The 24,304-nt window shown below is 45.7% G+C and carries 20 protein-coding genes; 14 read left to right on the top strand and 6 right to left on the bottom strand.

Annotation, left to right across the window (positions count from 1 at the left end; all coding sequences use genetic code 11):
• The first annotated feature begins 239 nt into the window (after window positions 1–239).
• The 4 genes from C8268_RS13835 to C8268_RS13820 all read left to right on the top strand — a co-directional run bounded on the left by C8268_RS13835 (window position 240) and on the right by C8268_RS13820 (window position 3,072).
• The gene (locus C8268_RS13835) at window positions 240–689 is read left to right on the top strand and encodes a hypothetical protein (RefSeq protein ID WP_234032802.1); all 450 of its coding nucleotides are present in this window, start codon (window positions 240–242) and stop codon (window positions 687–689) included.
• A gap of 93 nt (window positions 690–782) precedes the next feature.
• On the top strand, window positions 783–1,130 hold the full coding sequence (gene ytxJ / locus C8268_RS13830) for a bacillithiol system redox-active protein YtxJ (protein ID WP_106768214.1): 348 nt from the start codon (window positions 783–785) through the stop codon (window positions 1,128–1,130).
• Between the two features lie 101 nt (window positions 1,131–1,231).
• Complete coding sequence (ccpA, locus tag C8268_RS13825; RefSeq protein WP_106768213.1) at window positions 1,232–2,242, top strand: catabolite control protein A; 1,011 nt, start codon at window positions 1,232–1,234, stop codon at window positions 2,240–2,242.
• A 128-nt stretch (window positions 2,243–2,370) separates the two neighbouring features.
• Window positions 2,371–3,072 (top strand): 5'-methylthioadenosine/adenosylhomocysteine nucleosidase, encoded by a 702-nt coding sequence (locus C8268_RS13820; RefSeq protein WP_106769954.1) that lies wholly within the window; start codon window positions 2,371–2,373, stop codon window positions 3,070–3,072.
• Window positions 3,073–3,181: 109 nt separating this feature from the next.
• Here the strand turns inward: C8268_RS13820 and C8268_RS13815 are convergent, their stop codons facing one another.
• The gene (locus C8268_RS13815; RefSeq protein WP_106768212.1) at window positions 3,182–3,814 is read right to left on the bottom strand and encodes a GNAT family N-acetyltransferase; all 633 of its coding nucleotides are present in this window, start codon (window positions 3,812–3,814) and stop codon (window positions 3,182–3,184) included.
• Between the two features lie 281 nt (window positions 3,815–4,095).
• On the opposite strand from C8268_RS13815, the gene acsA reads away from it, so the two are divergent.
• A complete protein-coding gene (gene acsA / locus C8268_RS13810; protein ID WP_106768211.1) occupies window positions 4,096–5,820 on the top strand; it encodes an acetate--CoA ligase in 1,725 nt (574 codons plus the stop codon).
• Window positions 5,821–5,926: 106 nt separating this feature from the next.
• Here the strand turns inward: acsA and C8268_RS13805 are convergent, their stop codons facing one another.
• On the bottom strand, window positions 5,927–9,001 hold the full coding sequence (locus tag C8268_RS13805; protein ID WP_106768210.1) for a transglycosylase domain-containing protein: 3,075 nt from the start codon (window positions 8,999–9,001) through the stop codon (window positions 5,927–5,929).
• A 220-nt stretch (window positions 9,002–9,221) separates the two neighbouring features.
• Window positions 9,222–9,821 carry a 30S ribosomal protein S4 gene (gene rpsD, locus C8268_RS13800; protein WP_106768209.1) on the bottom strand — a complete coding sequence of 200 codons (600 nt, stop codon included), beginning with the start codon at window positions 9,819–9,821 and terminating at the stop codon, window positions 9,222–9,224.
• A gap of 545 nt (window positions 9,822–10,366) precedes the next feature.
• On the opposite strand from rpsD, the gene C8268_RS13795 reads away from it, so the two are divergent.
• From C8268_RS13795 to C8268_RS13775, 5 genes are all read left to right on the top strand, one after another.
• Window positions 10,367–12,355 (top strand): sensor domain-containing diguanylate cyclase, encoded by a 1,989-nt coding sequence (locus C8268_RS13795; protein ID WP_106768208.1) that lies wholly within the window; start codon window positions 10,367–10,369, stop codon window positions 12,353–12,355.
• Window positions 12,356–12,589: 234 nt separating this feature from the next.
• The gene (locus C8268_RS13790) at window positions 12,590–13,429 is read left to right on the top strand and encodes a hypothetical protein (protein WP_106768207.1); all 840 of its coding nucleotides are present in this window, start codon (window positions 12,590–12,592) and stop codon (window positions 13,427–13,429) included.
• A gap of 121 nt (window positions 13,430–13,550) precedes the next feature.
• Entirely contained in the window at window positions 13,551–14,666 is a 1,116-nt protein-coding gene (locus tag C8268_RS13785; protein ID WP_106768206.1) for an aminopeptidase, read from the top strand.
• 91 nt (window positions 14,667–14,757) lie between these two features.
• A complete protein-coding gene (locus tag C8268_RS13780; protein ID WP_106768205.1) occupies window positions 14,758–15,003 on the top strand; it encodes an HPr family phosphocarrier protein in 246 nt (81 codons plus the stop codon).
• Window positions 15,004–15,325: 322 nt separating this feature from the next.
• Window positions 15,326–15,610, top strand: coding sequence for an Fpa/YlaN family protein (locus C8268_RS13775; protein WP_106768204.1), 285 nt, complete (start codon window positions 15,326–15,328; stop codon window positions 15,608–15,610).
• A gap of 185 nt (window positions 15,611–15,795) precedes the next feature.
• Here C8268_RS13775 and cax read toward each other — a convergent pair whose 3' ends face one another.
• Window positions 15,796–16,866 carry a calcium/proton exchanger gene (gene cax, locus C8268_RS13770; protein WP_106768203.1) on the bottom strand — a complete coding sequence of 357 codons (1,071 nt, stop codon included), beginning with the start codon at window positions 16,864–16,866 and terminating at the stop codon, window positions 15,796–15,798.
• Between the two features lie 152 nt (window positions 16,867–17,018).
• Between cax and C8268_RS13765 the strand changes: the two genes are divergently transcribed.
• Window positions 17,019–17,405, top strand: coding sequence for an Asp23/Gls24 family envelope stress response protein (locus C8268_RS13765; protein ID WP_106768202.1), 387 nt, complete (start codon window positions 17,019–17,021; stop codon window positions 17,403–17,405).
• 33 nt (window positions 17,406–17,438) lie between these two features.
• Here the strand turns inward: C8268_RS13765 and ftsW are convergent, their stop codons facing one another.
• Together ftsW and C8268_RS13755 are read right to left on the bottom strand one after the other, a co-directional pair.
• Window positions 17,439–18,671, bottom strand: a complete 1,233-nt coding sequence (gene ftsW / locus C8268_RS13760) for a putative lipid II flippase FtsW (RefSeq protein WP_106768201.1) — start codon at window positions 18,669–18,671, stop codon at window positions 17,439–17,441.
• A gap of 13 nt (window positions 18,672–18,684) precedes the next feature.
• Window positions 18,685–19,032: a YugN family protein gene (locus C8268_RS13755; RefSeq protein WP_106768200.1), complete on the bottom strand. Its 348-nt coding sequence runs from the start codon at window positions 19,030–19,032 to the stop codon at window positions 18,685–18,687.
• Window positions 19,033–19,320: 288 nt separating this feature from the next.
• Here C8268_RS13755 and C8268_RS13750 point away from each other — a divergent pair, with 288 nt between their 5' ends.
• The 3 genes from C8268_RS13750 to C8268_RS13740 all read left to right on the top strand — a co-directional run bounded on the left by C8268_RS13750 (window position 19,321) and on the right by C8268_RS13740 (window position 24,282).
• Window positions 19,321–20,514, top strand: a complete 1,194-nt coding sequence (locus tag C8268_RS13750) for an amidohydrolase (RefSeq protein ID WP_106768199.1) — start codon at window positions 19,321–19,323, stop codon at window positions 20,512–20,514.
• Between the two features lie 145 nt (window positions 20,515–20,659).
• Complete coding sequence (locus tag C8268_RS13745; RefSeq protein WP_106768198.1) at window positions 20,660–22,396, top strand: DNA repair helicase XPB; 1,737 nt, start codon at window positions 20,660–20,662, stop codon at window positions 22,394–22,396.
• Window positions 22,393–24,282 (top strand): helicase-associated domain-containing protein, encoded by a 1,890-nt coding sequence (locus C8268_RS13740; protein WP_106768197.1) that lies wholly within the window; start codon window positions 22,393–22,395, stop codon window positions 24,280–24,282. The genes C8268_RS13745 and C8268_RS13740 overlap by 4 nt, the downstream gene beginning before the upstream one ends.
• The last annotated feature ends 22 nt before the right edge of the window (window positions 24,283–24,304 follow it).

The raw sequence follows: 24,304 nt of genomic DNA, 5'->3' as shown, positions 1-24,304 counted from the left end.
CACCCCATAAAATTATTGTAACAAAAAGCATATGAAAATTCATGTCATCTCGTATTATCGCAATTACAATTACACTTAAATCAATAACTGGTAAAAAAAGCATTATCACAAATTTGAAGGAATCTCTGCTATGATAGTCGAAGAGTACTATTTATATGGAGAAGTACTATGATCATGTAACAGACTGAAAGACCTAGATTTCACGAGATATTATGTAATAAGATTTGAGGTGGCTCATTTTGTTGAAATTATGCGATTGCGGACAGACGATGAAGTTGGAACTAAGAAGATTAGTATATAAACGAAGGACGTTCATCTCTCATGTTCCTGTATATGCTTGTCAGCACTGTCCGACCTATGAACTAATGCCTTTGGTCAAGCCGGATTTATTAGATTATTTAAACTCGCTAGATGGCGACAAGCATCAAACGCGGATTTCATTTGCAGACATTTATGAGCCGGTGTCTATATTGCAGGATGTTTTGGCGTCCTATAGTGGCTCAATTGAGGAATTTCAGCGGTGTTACAAGGAGGCCTTCGAAGATCGCGTTAATATGCTCCTTGATTTATACCGATTCGCAAAAGCAAGCAATGATACGGCTTGGATGGATGAAATCAAGGCCCGTTTGGAGAAGGTAAATGCTTTTTTACAGCTCAAAATGGAAAGTTCTGATTTCTGTGCAAGTTAGTTGATATTTTTGTCGAGGTTGTTGGATTTTTCACGAACATTTTGTTAGGATATAGGGTAGGAACTTCAATATAATGAAGGGAATGTATATCCTATGGCGACTATGACCAAAATGACTACAAGCGAACAATTGCGTACTGCGCTGGAATCATCTCACCAGAAGGCGCTGCTGCTGTTCAAGCATAGCACACGATGTCCTATCAGTGCCGGAGCTTACGAGGAGATCACTGCTTATTTGCAAAATGATCCGAACGAACAGCTAGACTACGCTTTGATTGATGTAGTCTCTGATCGACCGGTCTCAAATGAAGCCGCGGAGGTACTAAGCATTAAGCATGAATCACCGCAAGTTATTGTTGTAAAACAAGGAGCGCCGGTCTGGCATACATCCCATTCCCATATTACGACTGAAGCGCTGAGGAGTAAATTGAACAGCCTGTAAGGCTGTATCATTGCACAATGCAGTAATTTGTCGTATCATAAAATTTAATTGGTTATATTGAACGTATGAACGAAAATCTATTGGCAATGGAGAGAAGGAATTTGACGGTAACCATTTATGATGTGGCGCGTGAAGCAGGCGTTTCCATGGCTACGGTATCGAGGGTTGTTAACAATAACCCTAACGTTAAGCCACAAACCCGGAAAAAAGTATATGAAGCAATAGAGCGTTTGGGATATCGTCCGAATGCGGTGGCCCGAGGTCTGGCCAGCAAAAAGACTACAACTGTCGGCGTTGTAATCCCAGATATTTCGAACTCTATTTTCGCTGAAATTGCCCGGGGGATCGAAGATATCGCCAACATGTACCATTACAATATTATTTTATGTAACGCCGACAAGCGGAAGGAAAAAGAAATTCGAGTTATTAATACATTGCTCGAAAAGCAGGTGGACGGGCTCTTGTTCATGGGTGGAACTGTGACGGACGAGCACATCCAGGCTTTTCAGACATCGTCTGTGCCGATTGTTCTTTGTGCAACCCGTGATGAGAGGGACTCATACCCTTCGGTTGACATCGATCATGAGCAGGCTGCTTTTGATGCAGTAAATACACTGATCCGGCATGGACACCGTGAGATCGCAATGATCAGCGGTACTCTCCAAGATCCGGCTAACGGTTATGCTCGTTTCCATGGTTATAAGAAGGCGCTTGAAGCGGCTGGAATTGAATACCAGGAGGATCTTGTGCGCATTGGCAACTATCGTTATGAATCCGGCGTAGAAGCCATGAAGTATTTCCTCGGTTTGAAGAAAAAGCCAACCGCTATTTTCGCAGCAACTGACGAAATGGCGATTGGAGCAATTCACAGCATCCAGGACGAGGGTTATAAGGTTCCGGATGATTTCTCGATCATCAGTGTTGACAATATCCGTATGGCGTCCATGGTTCGTCCGTTGCTGACGACAGTGGCTCAGCCGATGTATGACTTGGGAGCGGTGGCCATGCGTTTGCTCACGAAGCTGATGAAGAAAGAAAACGTGGAAAACTCTCGTGTTATTTTACCGCATGAGACCATTCTCCGCCTTTCTGTCAGTCATGTAAACGAATAGTTCATAGGATATACATTTAGAAAAAGCTCCTTTAAGGAGCTTTTTTCTACTGCTCGAAATAAATAGCAATTTTCCGTCCGAAAAGGCTATACCGTGGATATGGAAGAGCGAAAGGGGTATAAGGAATGATGTCAACTTCAGTAATTGGTTTAATTGGTGCAATGGATGAGGAGATTAAGCTGCTTTTGTCTCAGATGGAGAGCAGAGAAGAAGTATCGAGAGCCGGCATAAATTACATTTCAGGCACGTTGCAAGGGCGGCAGGTTGTAGTATGTAAGTCAGGTGTTGGCAAGGTGAATGCGGCAGTGACGACCCAGATTTTGATTGATCATTTTGGTGTATCTCATGTGTTGTTTACAGGTGTGGCCGGCGCTCTTGATCCTCGATTGAATATTGGGGATATCGTCATATCCTCTTCGTGTATGCAGCATGATATGGATGTCACGCCGCTTGGATTTGATCGCGGGATCATTCCTTATCAGGATGTTTCTGATTTTCCAGCAGACGAGCGTTTGATCAGCCTTGCAGAGAACGCTTGTAAGGAGCTTGCAAGGGACGAATACCTTATAGGGAAGGTTCTGTCAGGGGATCAGTTTATCGCCAGCAGAGACACCGTACAGACGCTGTATAAGCAATTGAACGGTGCTTGTGCGGAAATGGAAGGGGCGGCTGTTGCCCAGGTCTGTTATATGAATGGCACCCCTTATGTGGTGATACGCTCCATGTCAGACAAAGCGGACGGATCGGCGCATGTCAATTTTGCTGAATTTACTGTTAAAGCTTCCGAACGGTCTCATTCTATTGTCAGCCACATGTTGAATCACTTGTAAAACAGGTCCTGCCCATCGAGGAAATCATATTCCGCATTTATGTTGAAAACGGCGCTGTTGCCCTATTTGGACGACAGTGCCGTTTTCGTTTAACTATATCCAGGTTTCATTAATACATAAATCGTTGCTGGAATCGAATGCGGTCAAATTGCTCTTGAGAAGACAGAGGTACCTTTTTCCCGATTTTTACCATGAGGCAGTTAGCGGGGTGGGAACAAATTTCCGGATCATCGGTGGCATACCATTCCATGTCTACGACTTTCATCAGCCTTTCCATCATTTTCCGGTAATCCCATACGTTTAATCCGCTTCCCTTCAGATCCCAATGCCAGTAATATTCCGTTGTAAATACGATATACTGCTCCAATTGTTCATCTTCAAAAGCAGTTTTGATCATTTTTTGGCCGAGTCCTAATGAACGGTAATCATTCGCTACTTCAATGGCTCCAAGCTCGATCAAATCCTCCATGTTTCCTTGTGACCATCGTTCTTGTTCATCAGGATAGTGAAAGGTTACATATCCCACAATGGTTTCTTCGTCGCGAGTAATAATAATTCTTCCTTCAGGTAACCCAGCTATTTCGACCAGTGCTTCATGCTGTTCTGGAGGGCGGCGAAAAGCATTGAGATCAGGATGCATCGATAATTTTGAGAGACGCTCGGGCGGTACGGGGCCTTCAACAATCAGACGGCGGTCTTCAGGGAACAAGAGATGAGACCTGTACAACTTACAGTGTTCCATCGGTACGCTCCTTTCAAGTACATACCCTACTTATAGCAAAAAAATAAAAAAATGAAAAGCAATGACAGGAAATCGTTACCTATGATATAATCACTTCGACATAAAACCTTCACAATTATATTATTGACTTTCGGGGAGGATTCCCCGAAAACCTTGGGTCTATGCACGATGATTGAAACCTCAAGACGACCTTTCGTTTGTGAATTCTAATGCTTTATTTATAGCATCTGGAAGCGCTGTCCACAAGTAGAGAACGATTCAAGAATGAGGAGGATGAAATCATGAATCAAACGCATAGTGAAGTATTGCCGAGTGAAGTATCAACTGCGAATATGAGCGATTACGAGCAAGCCGTCGCCCGGTTTTCCTGGGATGAGATCGAGCGCCACTTCACTTGGTATGAGACAGGGAAAGTCAACATGGCGTACGAAGCAATCGATCGACATGTAGCAGAGGGACGAGGAGAGAAAACAGCGCTGTTGTATAGTGATGCAACGAGAGATGAGGCATTCACCTTTGCCCAATTGAAGGAACAATCTGATAAATTCGGAAATATTCTTCGGAAATACGGCATTAAAAAAGGCGAGCGGGTTTTCATTTTTATGCCGCGCAGTCCCGAGTTATATGTCAGCTTGTTTGGTATTTTGAAGGTAGGGGCTGTTGTAGGCCCATTGTTCGAAGCATTTATGGAAACTGCAGTCAAGGACCGACTGGAGGATAGCGGCGCGGTAGCGCTTGTTACAACGCCTGCTTTGTTATCTCGTGTTAAACGTAATGAGCTGCCGCAATTGAAGCATATATTCGTTGTTGGCGAGAACACAGAGGAAGACGAACGTCTAATTGATTTTTTCAGTGAAATGGAAAGTGCTTCATCTGATCTAAAGATCGAATGGGTGGACCGGGAAGACGGATTGATTATGCATTATACTTCTGGTTCTACAGGCAGACCTAAAGGCGTATATCATGTGCATAATGCGATGATTCAGCATTACTATACAGGCAAGGTAGTTCTCGATCTCCGGGAAGATGATATTTACTGGTGTACCGCGGACCCGGGTTGGGTTACCGGAACTTCTTACGGTATTTTTGCCCCGTGGCTGCATGGAGTAACGAATGTGATTCGCGGCGGGCGTTTTAGTCCGCAGGATTGGTACGGGACGCTGGAGAAAAATAAGGTATCGGTATGGTACAGTGCTCCTACTGCATTTCGTATGTTGATGGGAGCAGGTTCGGACTTGATCTCTAACTATGATTTGAGCAGCCTGCGTCATGTGTTGTCCGTAGGAGAGCCATTGAACCCTGAGGTTGTACGATGGGGCTATAAAGTATATAAGCATCGTATTCATGACACATGGTGGATGACAGAGACCGGGGGACAATTGATCTGTAACTATCCGAGTATGGCGATCAAGCCGGGGTCGATGGGGCGTCCGTTGCCGGGTATCACCGCAGCCATTCTTGATGATCACGGACGGGAGGCGCCGCCATATACGATGGGGAACCTCGCGATCAAGACAGAATGGCCGTCCATGATGAGAAAAATCTGGAACAATCCTTCCAAATATGAGGAATATTTTAGGTTTCCGGGCTGGTATGTGTCCGGTGACTCTGCATATATGGACGAAGAGGGGTACTTCTGGTTCCAAGGTCGAATAGATGATGTTATCAATTCCTCCGGTGAGAGGATCGGACCTTTTGAAGTGGAGAGCAAGCTGGTAGAGCATCCAGCCGTAGCGGAGGCAGGTGTAATCGGAAAGCCTGACGTCACCAGAGGCGAGATAATCAAGGCGTTTATCTCCCTGCGAGAAGGATATGAGCCTACACAGGAGCTTAAGGATGAGATTTACCGTTTTGTAAAAGAAGGGCTGTCCGCTCACGCTGCTCCGCGGGAAATAGAGTTTAAGGATAAACTGCCGAAGACGCGCTCAGGTAAGATTATGCGCCGTGTTCTGAAAGCGTGGGAGCTGGATTTGCCAACAGGGGATCTGTCAACGATTGAGGATTGATTCTATCCGGATTCAAGGGGACTGAAGGAAGTCTCCTGATACAAAAAGAAAGGGATGTCCCTCTGGTCATTGGACCTTGGGACATCCCTTCTTTGTTTAGATCTGCTTATTTCTTTTCGAAAAAAACAGTGGGCGAAGCTGAAGATTCTCCATTCTGATTGATAGCCGTAACCCGGAATGTACCGCTAATCGGGGAGCTGGAACTGAAATTAAATTCGTTCGTTTGACTCGTTCCGATCAGCTGATAAATTCCATCATTGTTAGGGCTGTAATAAATATGATACAAGCTTACTCCGTCCTGAGAAGGATTAGCCCTCCAGGTCGCCCGAAACCCTTCAGGCGTAGCCTGGATGTTTAGTTGACTCGGCTGTTGAGGCAGGGAGGTTGACTCCTGAGAACCGCTGTCAGGCGTTTCTTGCGTTCCTTCATCAGGGGTTACGTCTTCTGCTTCATTCTCCCCATCCGGTATTTGATTTGGATCAGGTCCCTGGCCAGTACCGACGATTTCGCTTGGTTCAGAGACCTTGCCTGCTACGTCCACTGCAACGATGTAGTAGGATGTGTTATAGCCTCCGGAAGTGTTAAATTGTTTGGCCCCGTCTGCCATAACAACTTGACCCTGGTTAGCAAACGGACCTCCATTCACGGAGCGGTACAGTCTGTACCCGACAACATCCGGTGATCCGCTTGGCGAAAAGGTAATCACGCCGCCTGAATAATTCAGATTTTTCGGAGGCGTAGGTGCTTTTCCGTCATCCACCCTTGGATCGACCTTGGTCGGCATGCCTTTGTTGGCATCACGAGGAATATAGTATTCCAGCGGCATCCGCTTGCCCTTCATGACGGCTAATGCCGCCTCAAGCTCCTTGATTAGCTCATCAATCGGTTTTTCCCGTTTAATGACGATCTGCTCGTTAAGAAAATCTTCAGGCGTTCCATCTCGTGGTATATAGTTGGCGCCTTTATAAGTGATATATTTCGCCTTTGCCAGACTGTCGTCTGATTCTGTAGGCACAAATTTGGCATTGAAAATATCTGTTACAAACTTGTCAGTCATCTGGGACGGCAGCTTCCCGCTGTATGCTGATACAGTTTTGGTTACGATCCCTTCAGGTTTTTTAAATTCTTTTGTCGGGAACAGGTCAGGCTTTAGATTGATAGCTTCATTCATGATCTTGGCCCAAATGCTCTGTGAATGGGTTCGCTGCGGTCTTTCCAGTTTATGAGTCGGGTACTTATATCCGACCCAAACACCCAGAGTAACGTCAGGCGTATAGCCCATAAACCAACTGTCTCCATAGTCTTGGGTGGAGCCTGTTTTACCGGCAATTGGTATTGAGTTAAAGTGTTTGTAGTTGTTGCGAACCGTGCTGCCTGAACCGTTAGTGATAACGGTGCGAAGCATATCGGTCATCAGGTAAGCAGTCTGATCTGAATATACCTGGACAGGATCAGGTTCATGCTGATATACAATTTTCCCTTCCGAATCTACAATCTTCTCGATCATATAAGCATCGACAAAATCCCCTTGATTGCCGATCGAGCTGTAGGCGTTGGTCAATTCCTCGACAGAAACCCCGTATTTGAATCCGCCCAGAACCCCTGTTGCAGCAGAGTAGTCTTCTTCAACCAACGTTGTAATGCCGAGCTTTTTGGAGAAATCCAAAGCATTCTCGATTCCTATGCTTTCGTTATACAGCTTCAGCGCTACGGTGTTAACAGAGTCGTTCAGTGCCTCACGGGCCGTCATAAGCCCCTTGTATCCCGTGTAAACATTTTGTGGAATATGGTATCCCTTCGAATAATCCCTCAAAATAATCGGAGAATCATCCACAATGCTTGCTGGCTGTACCTTGCCTGCTTCCAGCGCGGGCAGGTAAGCGGCTATTGGCTTCATGGCCGAACCCGGCTGGCGAATCATTTGGGTAGCATAGTTCGTTTCTTCTGTTTTGAAATCCCGGCCTTCGATCATACCCAGGATGGCGCCGGTTTTATTATCGATCATCATGGCTGCGACTTGTTCTTTCCCTTTGGTTTTACTGTCAGGGTAGAAGTTACTGTCATCTTCCGCAATTTTGCGCATGGATCCGTAAATGGTGCGGTCTATGGTTGTGTAAATCCGATATCCGCCGGTGCTCAGTTCAGCTCGCGCCTCATCCATCTTGTCGCCGTTTTCTTTCGTTTGCTCTACATCGACCTCCGGATTGTTCAGCTCCATAAGAATTTTAGAAGCTTGTCGCTCAACCTCCATCATTAGATATGGATAAGTTACGTAGGCTTTTTGTGTACGCGGAGCAAGTGACTTTTTAATGTCGAACTCCTTCGCTTCCTTATGTTCAGCAGGGGTGATTTTACCCTCCTCAAGCATGCGGTCAAGCACAAGCTGCTGTCGCTTCACAGCACGCTCGAAGCCCTCCTCATTAAATTCACCGACGCCGTTAAACGCCGAGTAGGCGGAGGGAAGCTGCGGAAGACCTGCTAAATAGGCCGCTTGGGCGATATTCAGTTTATCAAGATCATTGATGTTAAAAATACCTTTTGCTGCCGCTTTAATACCGAAAACATTATAGCCGTTTGAACCGTTTCCGAAAGGTACTTTGTTCAAATAGGCAGTTAGGATTTGTTCTTTAGTCAAAAAGCGTTCCAGGCGAAGTGCCAGCAAAATTTCTTTTATTTTCCGGTCGCTTGTCTTTTCACGGCTTAAAAAGACTTGCCTTGCAAGCTGCTGTGTAATCGTACTGCCGCCTGTCTGAATCGGTTCATTCAGAAGCTGCTGCTTGACGGCACGGGCAGTACCTCGGTAGTCGACCCCTTTATGTGTAAAAAAACGATTATCTTCTATGGATATAACCGCATCAATGACAATTTGGGGGATCTCTTCATAGGTTACGGGGCGTCGGTCTTCTTCAGTCCGAAGCTGCCCGATCGGGGAGCCGTCATTAAAGTAGGCGAAGCCAGTAACGGCGTTATCGTCTATTTTTTGTTCAATGAGAGCTCTTGATCTTACAGGTTCATCTTTTACGGTATAGGCTACATATCCGTAGAGGGCTCCTCCGACGAACAGTGTTCCCATCAAGCCAATCACAAAGAGCCAGCCCAGTACTGATCCAAATTTTCGTATAATGGACCTCTTTTTAGGAGGGCGTTTGTTGTCAGGCTCTTGTTTTTTATCCTCAACCATGAATGTTTACTCCTCCTTTTAACGCACCTATTATAGCATAAATCGCCGGTTTTGAATCATCATATCGCATCCTTCGGTTCCCATTTTACGGAATTATAAAGTCAGTTGGTTGTTACAGGTGACAGGATCGGCGCATGCTTTTATGATGGAGGTGTTTTTATTCACAATGTACAGGCAAAATAAAAACCCGGAAGTAAAAACTTCCGGGTTTTGCACATCATTAACGGTTGTAAAATTCGACGATTTGTGTCTCGTCGATGTCTTGAGACAATTCGGAACGCTCTGGCAGACGGATGTACTTGCCTTCCATTGCCGTTTCATCGTATTCAAGGTAAGCAGGCAGATGTACACGGTTAGCCAATGCTTCTTTGATCGCAGAAAGGTTACGGCTTCTTTCACGAAGACCGATAACATCACCTGGTGAAACAGCATAAGAAGCGATGTCCACTTTCTTGCCGTTTACTGTGATATGACCGTGTGAAACAAGCTGACGTGCACCTGGACGGGAGTTACTGAAGCCCAGACGATACACGAGGTTGTCGAGACGGCTTTCAAGCATGAACATAAAGTTCTCACCGGCAATACCTTTCATTTTCGTTGCTTTATCGAAGAGGGTGCGGAATTGCTTTTCACCCAGACCATACATATGACGCAGTTTTTGCTTTTCTTGAAGCTGCATTCCGTAGTTGCTCATTTTTCTCCGTTGGTTAGGACCATGTTGTCCTGGAGGGAAAGGGCGTTTTAATTCTTTTCCAGTACCGCTGAGGGAAATGCCCACACGACGGCTTAATTTAAATTTAGGACCGGTGTAACGTGCCATGTAATATAGACTCCTTTGTAATTAAGTTTCAATAATTAGGGCTCTATTTGCGCCGTATTTGTTGATCACTGTCTTACAGACAGAGTATGACAGGAAAGTTCAGCCGCTGTCCTGTCAAAAACAAATATCGTGAGGGTGACACAACGTTCCGCCCAATTCATATGGAATGCATTGCATTCTTGTTCAACAATAAATATTATATGAAATGATAATATAAAGTCAAGGTGGAGTTCACAATATTATTTGTCTAAAATTGTCGATGGGTCTATGGACCTAGAAAATATAACTCGAACTTCGAAATTATAATGCAAAATCGGGTGGAAAATAGTAATATAAGATTAATAGTGAATATTTGTTTGAAATCAGTATTTAATTGAAATCAGGATACATACTATGTTGCTGTGTTGTTTACTGGTGGCAGGAACAGCGGAGTGTATTGCCACTTTTGCCTACTGGACTTAGGAAGGATGAGGCTTACACAATTAAACCGTCAGTATCTAGGTCTTTAGACAGGCTCTTATAATGGTGCAAAGGAGCGCCCTTTTATGTCAGAAGAACAACGGAAAGTGTTTGCAAGCTCTCCCGGTTCTACAGCCATGTTAAACGGTACCGGGCGAATCCCTGAAACCGATTTTTTTATGCGGCACCAGATGATGGATATCACACCATCGGATTTTCCCTATCTTCAACAATTGATAGAACACAGCTTTGGAGAGTGGATGAAGGAAAGTTCCGGGCTGCAAATGGTATCGCAGGCTGATTGGATTGTCATAAGTCCAATGGGGGAATGGCTGGTTGGAGATGACACGCTGCGGGAATATTTCTCAGCAGGGGATGACAGCATCGTACAGCGGGCAATAGAAATGAAGACTACCGCCGTTGGCAGTGAAGAGGATCGTCTTGATGGCAGAATGGTATGTGCGGTTCCCATCTTTTCCAGAATTCACGGTGATTTGTTCGCAGTGTTGGTCAGCGTTTCTTCTTCGCAAATAGAGGATCAACAAGCCCAGTGTATAACCGAATCGGCCGCACTATTGTTTCGGGCTTGTTTTTACCGCTGGTTTGAACGTATATTTGTCGAGGACCTTGCTAAAGTTCATGTTCAAGCAAATCGGGAATCCCGCAGACGATCTGTCCTGTTCCAGGTACTGAAGCGAATGCATGCACAGATCGATGTAGACGGGGTTTTGACAGAGCTGCTGGACAGCGTGCTTGGTCTTTATGCCAACGTGAACGTAAAACTGTTTCTGTCCCAGGATCATCAGTGCAGCCACCCGCTTGTGCTGCCCTTGCTTCTTCATCACTGGAAGGAGGAAGTGTACGTCCGTACCTTTATGGAAGGAATGATGACTGTCTGCCAAAGACGGGAGCAGTCTGAGGGGCTAACAGAGATCGGTATTCCCGTTGGAGGCAAGCAAGGGGTTTATGGTGTTCTTCATCTTGTGGTGAAGCGGGAACATATGAAAGATATGGATTTTGAATTGGTTGGCATGATGGCGGACGCCGCTGGGACAGCTTTCGAGAACGCCAAACTGTATGAACAATCGAATCTTATGATCCATGAGCTGCGGATGATCAATGAACTTACTCAACAGTTGAACAAAAGTTTGCAGCTTCAGGACATTTATCAGTTTGCAAACGAGGAACTAAGGAAGATATTGAATGCAGAGTACTGCTGTATTACAAGTTATAACGAAGAGCTTGGCGGTTTAGAAATTTTGTCCTGTAATGCGGAGTGGCTGGTTAAGGAAGTGTTCGAGAAGGATTATGGGCTTGGGGGGTACGTCTATTCCTCAAAGGAGCCTTTAATCTTGGCGGATTATTCGGACGAGCGCCCTGCGGTATCCAAGCTGATGGAGTCAACAGGGTCGAATTCGGTGATCGCAACGCCGCTAATCGTCAACGCAAAGGTTCAGGGCGTTATATTATTAACCCATCGTAAAAAGCATTATTTTACTTATGATAACTACCGTCTGCTTCAAGCATTGGCAAGTCATATCGGTCTTGCCATAGGAAATGCAACGTTGCATGCGGAAGTTAGACGCATGGCGAACCGGGATATGTTGACGGAACTCTTTGCTAGGCATTATCTAGATGAAGCGATCCATGAGTGTCAGAACCGTGATTTATGCGGTTCACTGATCGTAGTGGACATTGACCAGTTTAAGCAGGTAAACGATACGTTTGGACATCAGCTGGGGGACAAGATCTTAAAGCAGGTTAGCGCTATCGTGAAATCGTCGATTCGGCAGACCGATATTGCTGCCAGATGGGGTGGAGAAGAGCTGGCGATTTACCTTCCCGGCTTGGGTATTGAGACGGCTAGTCATGTAGCTGAGCGTATTCGCCGCAGGGTTGCGGAAGAAACAGAGCCGAAAGTAACCGTCTCCTGCGGTATATCCGAATGGAATTGGATGAATGAGAAAATCAGTGTTGAATCTCTTTTTTACCGCGCAGACATGGCTCTATATGAAGCAAAAAATAGCGGGCGAAACCGGATTGCGGTCGAGAAGTTGGATATTTTGGAAGAATGAAAAATGAAAATAGTAGTACAAAAGTGGTTTGAACGGTAGCCCGAGATGATTCTTTTTAAAAGTGTCTTCTCCTAAGGTTACCGTTTTGTTATTCTTGTGCTGCTATTTTTTATGCAGCATATTTAAAAAATATAAGGCTCGCCTGTTACGAGGGCAGATAAATTGTTTGCTTTTGTATAAATGGGAAAGGGAGGGTTAGCATAAGAGTGATGAACATACGAGAGGCTGATCTTGATGAGAAGATTCGGAACCATTCTTCGTCTTCGAATGGTATGGATTGCATTGAGCTTGATGTTATTTGTCCAGGGTTGTGGAATGGAGCAGTTAACGGCTGAACAGTCTTTAAACCGGGCCATTGCCGGACTGGAAGGCGTAGATCGCCTTACGTTCAAGGGAGAGATGGCGATTCGAAATGGGGAGAGTGGAGTGTTTGAGCAATCGGTTGCTTTTGAAGGTGAGCTGAAGAATCATCATCTGCTTACACTAACGACCTCAAAATCGGCGTCTCCTGTCTCTTCTTCATCCGTTTACTCCGCCGGAAATACAAGCATGGATGGACTGAAAGGAACGATGAAATATGAGGGCGGGATTTGGCGTCCCCTTGCTGACGGTTATTCAAACGATAACTGGATGTCACCGCTTAACCCTTTGGAACAGCTGCAGATGATCGGGAAATCCAATAAAAAAGTAACAGAGGAGTCCGGGGCTGCACGCGGCACTAAAGTGCTCCGGATCGAGCTGGACTCGAAGGCTTCCCGCCAGATGATAACTGAAGCGCTGAACGGGCAGATGCAGCAGCTTCGAAATCGTATGGACCAGAAGGGGGACGCTCTCTACCCTGAGAATGAAAAATCTCGGAAACGGCTTCTTGCTGTGTGGGAAAAGGGAAACCGAGAGCTGAATCAGCTGCTCTCAAAAGCCGACGTTTCCACTGTATTTTATTTGACGATAAATAAAAAAACTGACCTTCCTCAGAAACTGTCCTCAGAACGTAAAGTTTCTTATCAAGATTCTTTTGGCCGGAAACATACTGAAAGCATGATGTCTAATATCAGCTTTTCCCAGTCCCGATAATTTTCTGCTCGTCAGCTGACGCATGCCTTTTACCGTGATACAATAAAATAATGAATTTACCGCTGTTCAATTTTTAAACGAATGAGAGCAAGCAGGTAAAGCAGCTCAAGGAGGTTACATAATGCGAGATCCAAGAATTCAGAAACTAGCCGAAAACCTTGTAGGTTATTCGGTGGATATGCAGCCGGGTGAAAACGTGTTGATTGAGATGATCGGTACGGAACGCGATCTGCTAAACGCTATTATCGAAGAAGTGGGTAAAAAGGGAGGGCGTCCTTTTGTTCAATTAACCGATAAAACAGTACAGCGTGCGATGCTTATGAACGCGACGAAAGAGCAGCTTACACTGTGGGCTGAACTGGATTTGAAGCGGATGCAAGAGATGGATTGCTATATTGGTATTCGGGCAGGAGAGAATGTCAATGATTTATCCGATGTGCCGGAAGAAAATATGAAGATGTATAACTCTCTGTATTCTCATCCGGTACATAGTGAAGAACGTGTCAAGAACACGAAATGGGTCGTTCTTCGTTATCCGAATGCAAGCATGGCACAGCTGGCGAATATGAGCACGGAAGCCTTTGAAAACTTTTATTTTGACGTGTGCAACCTGGATTATTCCAAAATGGACCGGGCTCAGGACCCGCTGGCAGAACTGATGAGAAAAACCGACAAGGTCCGTATTGTAGGGCCTGGAACCGACCTTAGCTTTTCGATTAAGGGCGTTGGAGCAGAGAAATGCTCCGGCCAAAAGAACATTCCGGATGGAGAAGTGTATACTGCACCGGTTCGTGATTCAGTGAACGGAACGATTTCTTACAATACTCCGTCGATTTATAACGGGGTCACTTTTGAAAATATTAAATTCCGTTTTGAGAACGGCAAGATCGTTGAAGCAACGAGCAACGATACGGCCCGGATTAACGAAATTCTGGATTCCGATGAAGGTGCACGTTATATCGGTGAATTTGCGATCGGCTTCAACCCGTATATTTTAACGCCGATGAAAGATATTTTGTTTGATGAGAAGATCGCGGGCAGCCTCCACTTTACACCTGGTCAGGCCTATGAAGTAACAGACAACGGCAACCGTTCTTCCATTCACTGGGACTTGGTACTGATTCAGCGTCCGGAGTATGGTGGCGGGGAGATTTATTTCGATGATGTGCTGATCCGTAAAGACGGTATTTTCGTTATCCCTGAGCTTGAGGGACTAAACCCTGAAAATCTGAAATAAAAAGAAATATAGTTGCATAAGAAAACGGATTCAAGGTATCATGAGGGGGAACGAATATAGCTATGTATCATAAAGTTACGGAGGGATTCATATGTCCAATAACAATGCGATCGTTGTAGACATTTCTCAGACAGCAGGCAAGTTCTCATCTTCAATCGTTTTGCAGGCTGAGAACAAGTACATCGATGTAAAGAGCATTTTGGGACTATTTACTACATTGGTGAGCCATCAGAGCTATGAATTACACGTTCATGGCCCAGATGCCGAAGAAGCTAAAAAAGCGATGACAGAAGTATTTAAGAAGCATGGTTTAAATGTAACCGTGGTTGGTGAATAACATCATCAAGCAATGTTTACCTGGAGCTCTATGATCAATCAATACCCAGGATAGTTCACAAGCAAAGCAGGCTGTTCGAGAAATTTTTCTTGGGCAACCTGCTTTTGTTGAAATATAATAAATTATAGTGATATTTGGGAGAGTACGAAAACCTCAGTTTATCTGCATGAACAATGAAGAACGGGAAGCATACGAAAGGAATGAAATTAAATACGGGGAGGTTTGAAGTATACTTCTGAACTGGTCCTTGTATTGATATGCAATTTCGTCTAATATTAGATGTAGTAACCGTGCTGTGATATTTAACATAGGGGGGAAGATCATGACTTCATCTGATTTGCAGGAACAGCTTCACCATAAAGCAATCAGTCTTCTTCATGAAGATGCAGATAAAATTCAAAAGCTCATTGAAGTGCAGATGGAGAATCTGGCAACCCGTTACTGCCCTCTCTATGAGGAAGTGCTGGATACCCAAATGTACGGATTTTCACGAGAAGTAGACTTTGCGATCCGTGCGGGACTTCTGCCGGAAGCGACGGGAAAGCAACTTCTCAGCAAGCTGGAACGTAATTTGGCTTTGTTATATGAAGCCATGAATCAAGCCTAATAGCCTGTCTTGTGCAGGCGATACATAGAAACGCATGTGCAATGAGCGCTGGCATGAGTTTTTAATATAAGAAACCGGGGAAACGCTTTTCATCTTTACAGCAGGATGTCAAAAGGCGTTTTTTCTTGTGTTTATCGCTTTTTAGCATGGGATGAAGTCCATGTAAAGCGAACCTGGTTGTAAGTTCAAACGAGATAAAAAGAAAAGCCGAGAATAATATAAACCGCCATCAGCATGAGTCCCTCATACCAATTGGTTGCACCGTCCTGTGTGATTGATTTGGCAATAAAGATAGCTACACCGATCGCTACGAGCTCGATGGTCGTGAATACGATATCCATCGTATTGCCCATGAAAAAGCTGATAAATACCAAGACAGGGGCTACAAACAGGGCGATTTGAAGACTGCTGCCGACGGCAATTTCCACCGCTGCACCGATTTTGTTCTTCATCGCCAGCATGATGGCTGCACTATGTTCTGCGGCGTTACCGATAATAGCTACAAGGAATGCCCCGACAAACAGCTCACTCAGTCCATACTCCTGACTGACAGGTTCCAGAACGTTAACGAGCCATTCACTGACAAAGGCGACCATAACGGTAGCGAGAACCAGATAAAGGACAGATCGACCTTTGGACCACGTAGGATCATGCTCGTGCGGAAGCTCCTTGTCACTGCTATCGCTGACGTCAGCCAGATAGCTTTTATGTGTGACCATGGAGAAGAGCAGCCAAGCTAAATAAGAGGCAATGAGTATACCTGCTACAATCAGACTTAAGAATTTGGTGTCTGATTCCGTAATGGAGTGGGTGTTCAGGAATATCGCAGGTATAAAAAGTGCTATGATACCGAGGATCATAAGCGAGCCGTTCAATCCGGCCAATGTTACGTTGTATTTCTGAACTTTATATTTCAGGCCGCCGGCAAACAAGCTAAGCCCCAGAACGAGCAGCAGGTTGCCGATGATGGAACCGGTAATGCTTGCTTTTACCATATCGTACAGTCCTTGTCTAACCAAAAGGATGGCGATAATAAGCTCGGCAGCATTTCCGAAAGTAGCATTTAGAAACCCTCCAAGCCGCTGTCCGGCGTAATGGGCGACGCTTTCCGTTGCTTTTCCGAGAAATCCCGCCACAAAAATAACCGATATAGACGACAAAATAAACTGCAGGGTGAAGTTCCAATGTAGGAAGTGTCCCGCGGCACTGAGCAGAAAGGAAACGATTAACAGAGTGGGACTTAGCCACTTTTTCAAAATGTACACCAGCCTTTTTTGTGAAAAATCAAATATTCTCTTACAATATTCCCAGAAAAGTGTCGATAATATGTATAGGGTATAGCAAGTATTTGCTTTTTAGGCCTGTTAGGATTTACAATAACGAATATGAGGGTGAAGGAGGATTTGACATGGCGGAACAACTTCAACTGGATAACGGTTTGATTCGGATATCGGATGATGTCGTCTCGAAAATTGCCGGAATGGCTGCCCTGGAGACTCCTGGGATTGCAGCAATGTCTGGTGGTTTGTCTGAAGGTTGGGCGAAACGACTAAGCGGTAAAAATGTACAAAAAGGTGTGACAGTAGAGGTCGGTCAGCTCGAAGCAGCAGTTGACTTGCGCATTATTGTCCTGTACGAGACGCCGATACATGAAGTGTGCCGTATGCTTCAGCAAAACGTGCGTGAAGCCATTGAGAGCATGACAGGACTTCGGGTTGTTGAAGTCAATGTCAAAGTCGAAGGCGTCGCTTTCAAAGATGATGAAATTGATGACATTCAGAATCGGACGAAATAAACATCAGAGATAAGACATAAGAACGACGAAAGACTACCGGGTAGACCGGTAGTCTTTTTTTACAACAGATTTCACATGTTCTTCCTTCTGAGGACGGTTGCTTTCTCTGGAGATGCTCAGCATAATTCCCATAGCCAGCATCATAACGAGCAGAGAAGATCCGCCATAGCTGATGAACGGAAGGGTAATGCCCGTTATAGGAATCGTATTTGTTACTCCGCCGATGTTGATAAAAGCCTGAATGGCTATAAGCCCCATAATCCCGATACCAGTCAGTGTTCCGAAGGGGTCCGGGCAGCGCAGAGCAATAATAATTCCCCTCCATATGAAATACAAATAAATAAGTAGAAATATCGACGTCCCTATAAATCCGAATTCTTCCGCAATGACGGAAAATATAAAATCATTGTACGGGTTCGGCAAATAATGCAGTTTTTGCACGCCTTCACCGTATCCCATCCCGGTTACCCCCCCTTGACCAATGGCAATGAGGGATTGAACCAGGTTATAACCTGTTCCGGATTCATCTTTAAAGGGATCGAGATAAGCCTCTATTCGACCTATTTTATAGTCGTTGCTTGCCGCTTGCTGTGCGTCATTGCCGGAAATCGCTTCGATTAGAGAACCGACTCCGATGGTCACGGCCAGTCCGAGTGCAACAAGAGAAATACATGCTGTAATATGCTTTAGACTGGCGCCCCCCGCATAGATGACCAATCCGCTAGTGGCCACTAGAATGAAGGTAGAGCCTAGGTCAGGCTGAAGCATGATCAGACCGGCAACAACCCCGACGATAATAAGAACAGGGAAGAAACCGCCTTTCCATTGCCGAATCCGCTCGCCTTTCTTCGTTATCAATGCAGCTAAATAAACAATTGTAGCAATTTTGGCGAGCTCCGTCGGCTGAATCCCCAGTTTACCGGAAAATAGATTAAACCAGCTTGTAGCACCGTTGGTCGTTCTTCCGACAGCAACAACAAGGATCAGCATAAGTAGCGAGAAGAAAAAGACAGGAATGCATAGCTTCTTGTATTTCTTATAATTGATGTTCATTGTAACCAGCATGACGAAGAAACCAAGAGCAGAAAAGATAAGCTGGCGTTTTGCAAAATGCAGCGGATCGTAGTCGAATTTTTTACTGAATACGGCCAAACTGGAGCTGGAACTGAATACCATGATCAGTCCGAATCCCACCAGCAGCAAGGTAAGGATCAGCAGCTGAAAATCCGGCGTCCCTCTCTTGGGCAGTGGTTTGTTTGTTTTCATCACAATTCCTTGTTTATGCTTCCAGCAGCAATTTTAGTTCTTGCAGTTTTTTTGTAGCGACGTCCAGCACAGGCTGAGGGGCCGGAGTTTCATATTCAAGTCCGTGCGGGAACGTTGCTCTCCCCAGGTAAACGGCTTCAATTTGAAGGACGGCATCGGGTTTTTCCAGTTTCCCTTCCACAGCGCGGGTGTTGATTCTAAGGAAGTATTCTGCATCGCTCTTCTTATCTTCAATTTTAAAATCATATGTAGCCCGGTAGTACTCCCATTGCCAGCGGATAAAACCTACCTTCTCGGCACTTTCATCGAGATAAGCCAAATCACTTTTTAAGCCGTCCAAACCGGTGTTTTCAAAAATCATAGCGATAGCGACCTCCTTAATTTATCCCTACAAAGTTCATTAAATATGATATTATGTTTCGGGAACTTGTGCAAGCTTGAAGGGCGCCAATGATTAGCCGAATATGTATGGTTGATCAAAACAGAATGTGTCCGAAAAGCGAGGAAAATTTTGTTTATTTTCTGATACAATGAAGAACAACGAAGGTTCCTCCGTTGTTTGATGACCTCGTTATAACGGTTGAATACTCTTATGATGAATTCATAGGAAAAGAGGGGTTGTCCTTTAAACCGGGAGAGGATGGTTGTGATGAAGGAGCAATTATTTTTGGAACATCTGTTTTCGAAAATGGTAAAATGGCGGCGTTTTTTGCATATGCATCCTGAAGTTTCTTTCGGAGAGAAAAAGACTGCGGCTTTTATCGAGGCCCAGTTACGTGAAATGGGTTACGAAGTAACTTCGGGAATGGGCGGACATGGAGTGATGGCTGTATTGAAAGCCAGGCAGCCGGGTAAGACGGTTGTGCTGCGAGCGGATATGGATGCATTGCCGATTCAGGATGAGAAAAGCTGCGAATATAAATCCACTGTACCGGGAGTGATGCACGCTTGTGGTCATGACGGTCATATGTCAATCTTGCTGGCCGCAGCTTCTTTTTTTAAACAATTTGAGGAAAGCGTTCACGGGGAAATAAGATTTTTATTTCAGCCCGCTGAAGAAACATGTCCAGGCGGTGCTCTAGGAATGATTGAGGCAGGGGCGATTAACGGAGCTGATGTCATTTACGGCTTGCACCTATGGACACCCATTCAACTTGGGAAAGCAGCTAGCTCGCCCGGTCCTGTCATGGCTGCGGCGGATGAGTTCTATATCGATATAATCGGACGAGGCGGTCATGGCGGCATACCGCATGTAACCGCGGATGCTGTAGTAGCTGCCTCTGCCCTCGTGATGCAGCTGCAGACCATTGTCAGCCGTTCTGTCGATCCTCTGCAGCCTGCGGTCGTTACGGTAGGTACGATTGCAGGGGGTTCAGCCCAAAATGTAATCGCTGAGCGGTGCCGCATTACTGGAACGGTTCGAACGTTTGATGAAGAGACACGTCAGCTGATTCGTACCCGACTCGAGTCAGTGACCCGGGCAACAGCTCAAGCTTATGGAACGAAAGCTGAAATTGATTATATTTTGGGTTACCCGGCTGTTGTAAACGATGAGAAGGAAGCAGATCGTTTTTTTCGGTCGGCCCCGCATGTTTTCGGAGCGGAGCAGGTCATGCTGTCTCCTAAAATGATGCCGGCTGAAGATTTTGCCTATTATTTGCGTGAAATACCAGGATGCTTTATGTTTGTAGGGGCGGGGAATGCAGATAAGAACGCTGTTTACCCCCATCATCACCCAAGATTTGACTTTGATGAGGATGCGATGCTGTATGGATTAAAGCTAATGATCGAAATGGTGCGCTCCTATCAGAATGAACATGTACAGAATGTTTCCGGAGAATAATGAGGTCAAAGAGATGTCTTGCCGCATGGAATGGGGAAAATTTGGGAACAGTAAACTTGGGGAAGTTCAGATCCGTCCTTTGACGGGATGAGCTTCTTTTTGTAAATTCGGCTAAATCTTTAGAGCCCGCCAAGGAGGAATTTCATTGACGAAAGACAAACCATGCATCGTCCAGCGGGATCGGACGATCCTCTTGGAGGTAGAGCATTCCGGCTTTGAAGAAGCCCGAGAGCAATTGTCAAGATACGCTGATTTGGTTAAAAGTCCACCTTCTTTTCATACATATCGCATCACACCGTTGTCTTTATGGAATGCTGCTTCATCGGGTTGGAGCGCTGAGCAAATATGTGAAAGCCTTCAGTCGCTTTCCCGATTTGATGTACCTGCTGTCGTACTACAGGAAATCTTGCATCTCGTATCAAGATACGGTCAGTTGTCGCTGTCAAAGCATCCGAAGAAAGAGGGGGTTCTTGTCCTGCGGTGCGAGGATGAAGGCCTTATGCAGGAGCTCGGAAGCCAACCTTCTTTACCGAATTTGGGATTGACGATTTTGGCAGATATGGTGGCGGAAATTTCCTCAGAACGAAGAGGAATGCTGAAGCAGGAACTGACTCGTCTTGGATATCCTGTTATGGATTATGCCGGATATCAGGAAGGACAGTTTCTGGAAATTCATTGGCATGATGATGGTCATTTTCATCTTCGCGATTATCAGCTTGAGGCGGCGGAAGCGTTTCGGGACAACGGAGGCAAGGGAGGAAGCGGTGTGCTCGTGCTTCCTTGCGGCGCAGGCAAAACCGTTATCGGTATGGCGGCGATGCGGGAGCTCCAATGTGAAACGCTGATCCTGACTTCCAATACAACATCGGTTCGTCAATGGATTTCGGAGCTTTTGAGCAAAACGACTCTTCAAGCTTCCGATATTGGTGAATATACAGGACAGCGGAAAGAGGTGCGCCCGGTAACGGTGGCGACCTATCAAATATTAACGCATCGTCAGAGCAAAGACGATGAACTGCGGCATATGAAGCTGTTTAACGAAAGAAGTTGGGGACTGATCATCTATGATGAAGTTCATTTGCTTCCTGCCCCCGTGTTTCGGGCAACTGCAGATATCCAGGCAACACGTCGGCTCGGTCTAACGGCAACGCTCGTCAGGGAAGACGGCAGGGAGCATGATGTGTTTTCCCTGATCGGTCCGAAGCGGTATGAAATGCCCTGGAAGACGCTTGAGGAGAAAGGCTGGATTGCTTCTGTAGATTGTATTGAAGTAAAAGTACCGATGACAGACAGCTTGAAGGAGCGATGCCGCTACGCTGGCACACGTGAGCAATTCCGTTTGGCGTCGGAGAATCCGCTCAAGCTGGATATAGTGAAAAAGCTATTGAAGCGTCATCCCCATGCTCAGACCCTTATTATCGGACAGTACCTCGGCCAGCTGAAGGCCATTTCCCGGGAGCTGGGTATTCCACTGATATCAGGACAAATGCCTCAGCACCAGCGCAATGAACTGTACGCTGAATTCAGAAGGGGGAAGCAGCGAATTCTTGCTGTTTCCAAAGTTGCTAATTTTGCAGTTGACCTGCCGGATGCGTCCGTTGCAATCGAAATATCCGGCAGTTTTGGCTCAAGACAGGAAGAAGCGCAGAGGCTTGGGCGTATTTTGCGTCCAAAGGCTGAAGATAACAGGGCATATTTCTATGCACTCGTTTCGCAGGATAGCCGGGAAGAGGTCTTTGCTCTTCGCAGACAGCTGTTTTTGATCGAGCAAGGTTACCAGTACCGTACGGTTTTTGAATCTATACCTAATGCCGATAGTAAAGGAATTCGTGCTTTTGATACTGGTGATGAGTCTGGAAAGGAGGCGGCAAGTGCTACATGATCGATAATGAAGGCAGATCCGTCGACCAATTATCCGTAGCGGAACAGAGCGTATTGAAGCAAATATGGACTGCTTTTTCCGGTCAGGCATTTGATGAGGAGAAGCTGCTCAGCATGGATATCCCGCCATTAAGCGGTGCTGAGGTGCTGGCGGCTTTTCTGGATCTCAGACAGAACGGATGGATCAGGGCAGTGAAGAAAGCTTGGGGCGAGCGCTTGTACTTCATTCCATCAGATAAACTTCTCGATGTGCAGTCCGCTTTTTTTATACCGTCTTCCGCACAGGAGAAGGTCTCGGCACTTTCTATGGTTGTCGAAGCGAAGCCGGGACTTGCTCTGGAGCTATTTAACACATTGGTTTACGTTGCTAAAAACAGCGGACTTCCATTGACTGCAAAAGGAACCGTACATAAAAAACATATTCAAAAGCTGAATGAACAAGAGGGACTTTCAGCGGCAGATATTACTGCGATCGGCCTGCAGTATGCTCATTCAGATGTATATCCGCCAAAAGTTGCGGTACTGTTGGACCTGCTCCTTAGTTTGGGTCTATTAAGTAAAGAGAGCCATGCCTTTGTATTGAGAGAGAACATCCTTCGAGAATGGCTTGGCCTGTCACGGGAGAGAATGAACCATCTTCTTTTTCAGAGCATCATGGAAAGATACGGTCAGGCTAACCCGGAACACCAGCATTTTCGGCAGATGTTATGTCATAGCGCATTTGGAGAAAACATCTGGTATGATGTTGACCGGCTGCTTGATGAAATGACAGCGGCAGGTATTTTGAAGCATGAACATCGAAGTGAACAAAATGTGAAGGCAGAAGGCTGGCTCCGGTTTCTGGCAGCTGCGGGCTGGGTCGATGTTGGCACCGGTCAGGATGAGCATTTGCTGTTCCGCTGGAAAATACCCGCTGAACGGCTAATGCAAGGTGCACACGACGATACGCCGGCTCCTGCGTCCGCGTATTTATTTATCCAGCCTGATTATGAAGTGATGGTGCCGCCGGATACTCCATTCTCCGTCCGCTGGAGCTTGGCTCTATGCTCAGAGCGAGTATTGGATGATCATATGTCGGTCTACCGTCTGACGAAGGGGGCCGTTGCGCTTGCTTCAGATTTGGGGATGAATCCGGACCAGGTGATTGAATTTATTACCGATCAGGCGATCTCTGGTATGCCTGATAATGTCGCAGCAGCTCTCACCCAGTGGGGACGTGAGGTAGGCAGAACATCGTTTGCGGAATTGACTGTTCTGCAGTGTGAAACGGCCGAAGAAGGCGATCAGATCGCATCACATCCTAAGCTGACTGAATGGATACATCGTCTGGGTCCTTTGCATTTTGCCATAAAGCCTCAGCATATGACTGAGATTAGAAAAATATTAACGGTTGCGGGACTTCCTCCGAAACGTGTGGTCGGCGATTTTGAACAGATTGCTGGCGGCCATGAGCGGGTGGAGGAGCAACATGATAAAGAAACGGGTGACAAGACCTGTCTCTACAAGGGGAATTATGATCATTTCAAATTCTCAGGTTTGGTTTATAGCGGAAGAAATGAGCATTATTTTGAGCCGGATCTGGAAATACCAGATAAGCAGAATCTTTTCCCTGGTCTTGCCAAAGTCCCGGTTATGTGGACCCGAGATTGGCGGAGTTATCATGGTACAACGACTAAACAAATAATGGAGCAGGCGCTGGAATGGCAAGTCAAGGTGGAGCTTGGGCTGAATCACAAAAAAGTTGAATTTATACCGAAGAGGCTGTTTCGGAATCCCTGGAGGATATCGGGTTTTCTATATCCACCGGACTCCGATAGATCGGAGCAGATTGAACTGAAAGAGGGCGACTGGCAAGAGATAAGAATGATTGTACCGAGTCAAAGCTGAGTCTATATTTTCAAGTCAATGG

The sequence above is a fragment of the Paenibacillus faecalis genome, assembly GCF_900289175.1.
Classification (GTDB): Bacteria; Bacillota; Bacilli; order Paenibacillales; family Paenibacillaceae; genus Paenibacillus_AQ; species Paenibacillus_AQ faecalis.
Note: the sequence above shows the minus strand (reverse complement) of the source record. Positions and strands in the feature narration are given on the sequence as shown.

What these genes read in the sequence shown, in the direction of transcription:
- C8268_RS13755 (WP_106768200.1), bottom strand. Translation starts at nt 19,032, where the DNA reads ATGATTTTTGAAAACACCGGTTTGGACGGCTTAAAAAGTGATTTGGCT.
- acsA (WP_106768211.1), top strand. Translation starts at nt 4,096, where the DNA reads ATGAATCAAACGCATAGTGAAGTATTGCCGAGTGAAGTATCAACTGCG.
- C8268_RS13740 (WP_106768197.1), top strand. Translation starts at nt 22,393, where the DNA reads ATGATCGATAATGAAGGCAGATCCGTCGACCAATTATCCGTAGCGGAA.
- C8268_RS13750 (WP_106768199.1), top strand. Translation starts at nt 19,321, where the DNA reads ATGAAGGAGCAATTATTTTTGGAACATCTGTTTTCGAAAATGGTAAAA.
- rpsD (WP_106768209.1), bottom strand. Translation starts at nt 9,821, where the DNA reads ATGGCACGTTACACCGGTCCTAAATTTAAATTAAGCCGTCGTGTGGGC.
- C8268_RS13780 (WP_106768205.1), top strand. Translation starts at nt 14,758, where the DNA reads ATGTCCAATAACAATGCGATCGTTGTAGACATTTCTCAGACAGCAGGC.
- C8268_RS13820 (WP_106769954.1), top strand. Translation starts at nt 2,371, where the DNA reads ATGTCAACTTCAGTAATTGGTTTAATTGGTGCAATGGATGAGGAGATT.
- ftsW (WP_106768201.1), bottom strand. Translation starts at nt 18,671, where the DNA reads ATGAAAACAAACAAACCACTGCCCAAGAGAGGGACGCCGGATTTTCAG.
- C8268_RS13765 (WP_106768202.1), top strand. Translation starts at nt 17,019, where the DNA reads ATGGCGGAACAACTTCAACTGGATAACGGTTTGATTCGGATATCGGAT.
- C8268_RS13785 (WP_106768206.1), top strand. Translation starts at nt 13,551, where the DNA reads ATGCGAGATCCAAGAATTCAGAAACTAGCCGAAAACCTTGTAGGTTAT.
- C8268_RS13795 (WP_106768208.1), top strand. Translation starts at nt 10,367, where the DNA reads ATGTCAGAAGAACAACGGAAAGTGTTTGCAAGCTCTCCCGGTTCTACA.
- C8268_RS13775 (WP_106768204.1), top strand. Translation starts at nt 15,326, where the DNA reads ATGACTTCATCTGATTTGCAGGAACAGCTTCACCATAAAGCAATCAGT.
- C8268_RS13805 (WP_106768210.1), bottom strand. Translation starts at nt 9,001, where the DNA reads ATGGTTGAGGATAAAAAACAAGAGCCTGACAACAAACGCCCTCCTAAA.
- ytxJ (WP_106768214.1), top strand. Translation starts at nt 783, where the DNA reads ATGGCGACTATGACCAAAATGACTACAAGCGAACAATTGCGTACTGCG.
- C8268_RS13790 (WP_106768207.1), top strand. Translation starts at nt 12,590, where the DNA reads ATGAGAAGATTCGGAACCATTCTTCGTCTTCGAATGGTATGGATTGCA.
- C8268_RS13815 (WP_106768212.1), bottom strand. Translation starts at nt 3,814, where the DNA reads ATGGAACACTGTAAGTTGTACAGGTCTCATCTCTTGTTCCCTGAAGAC.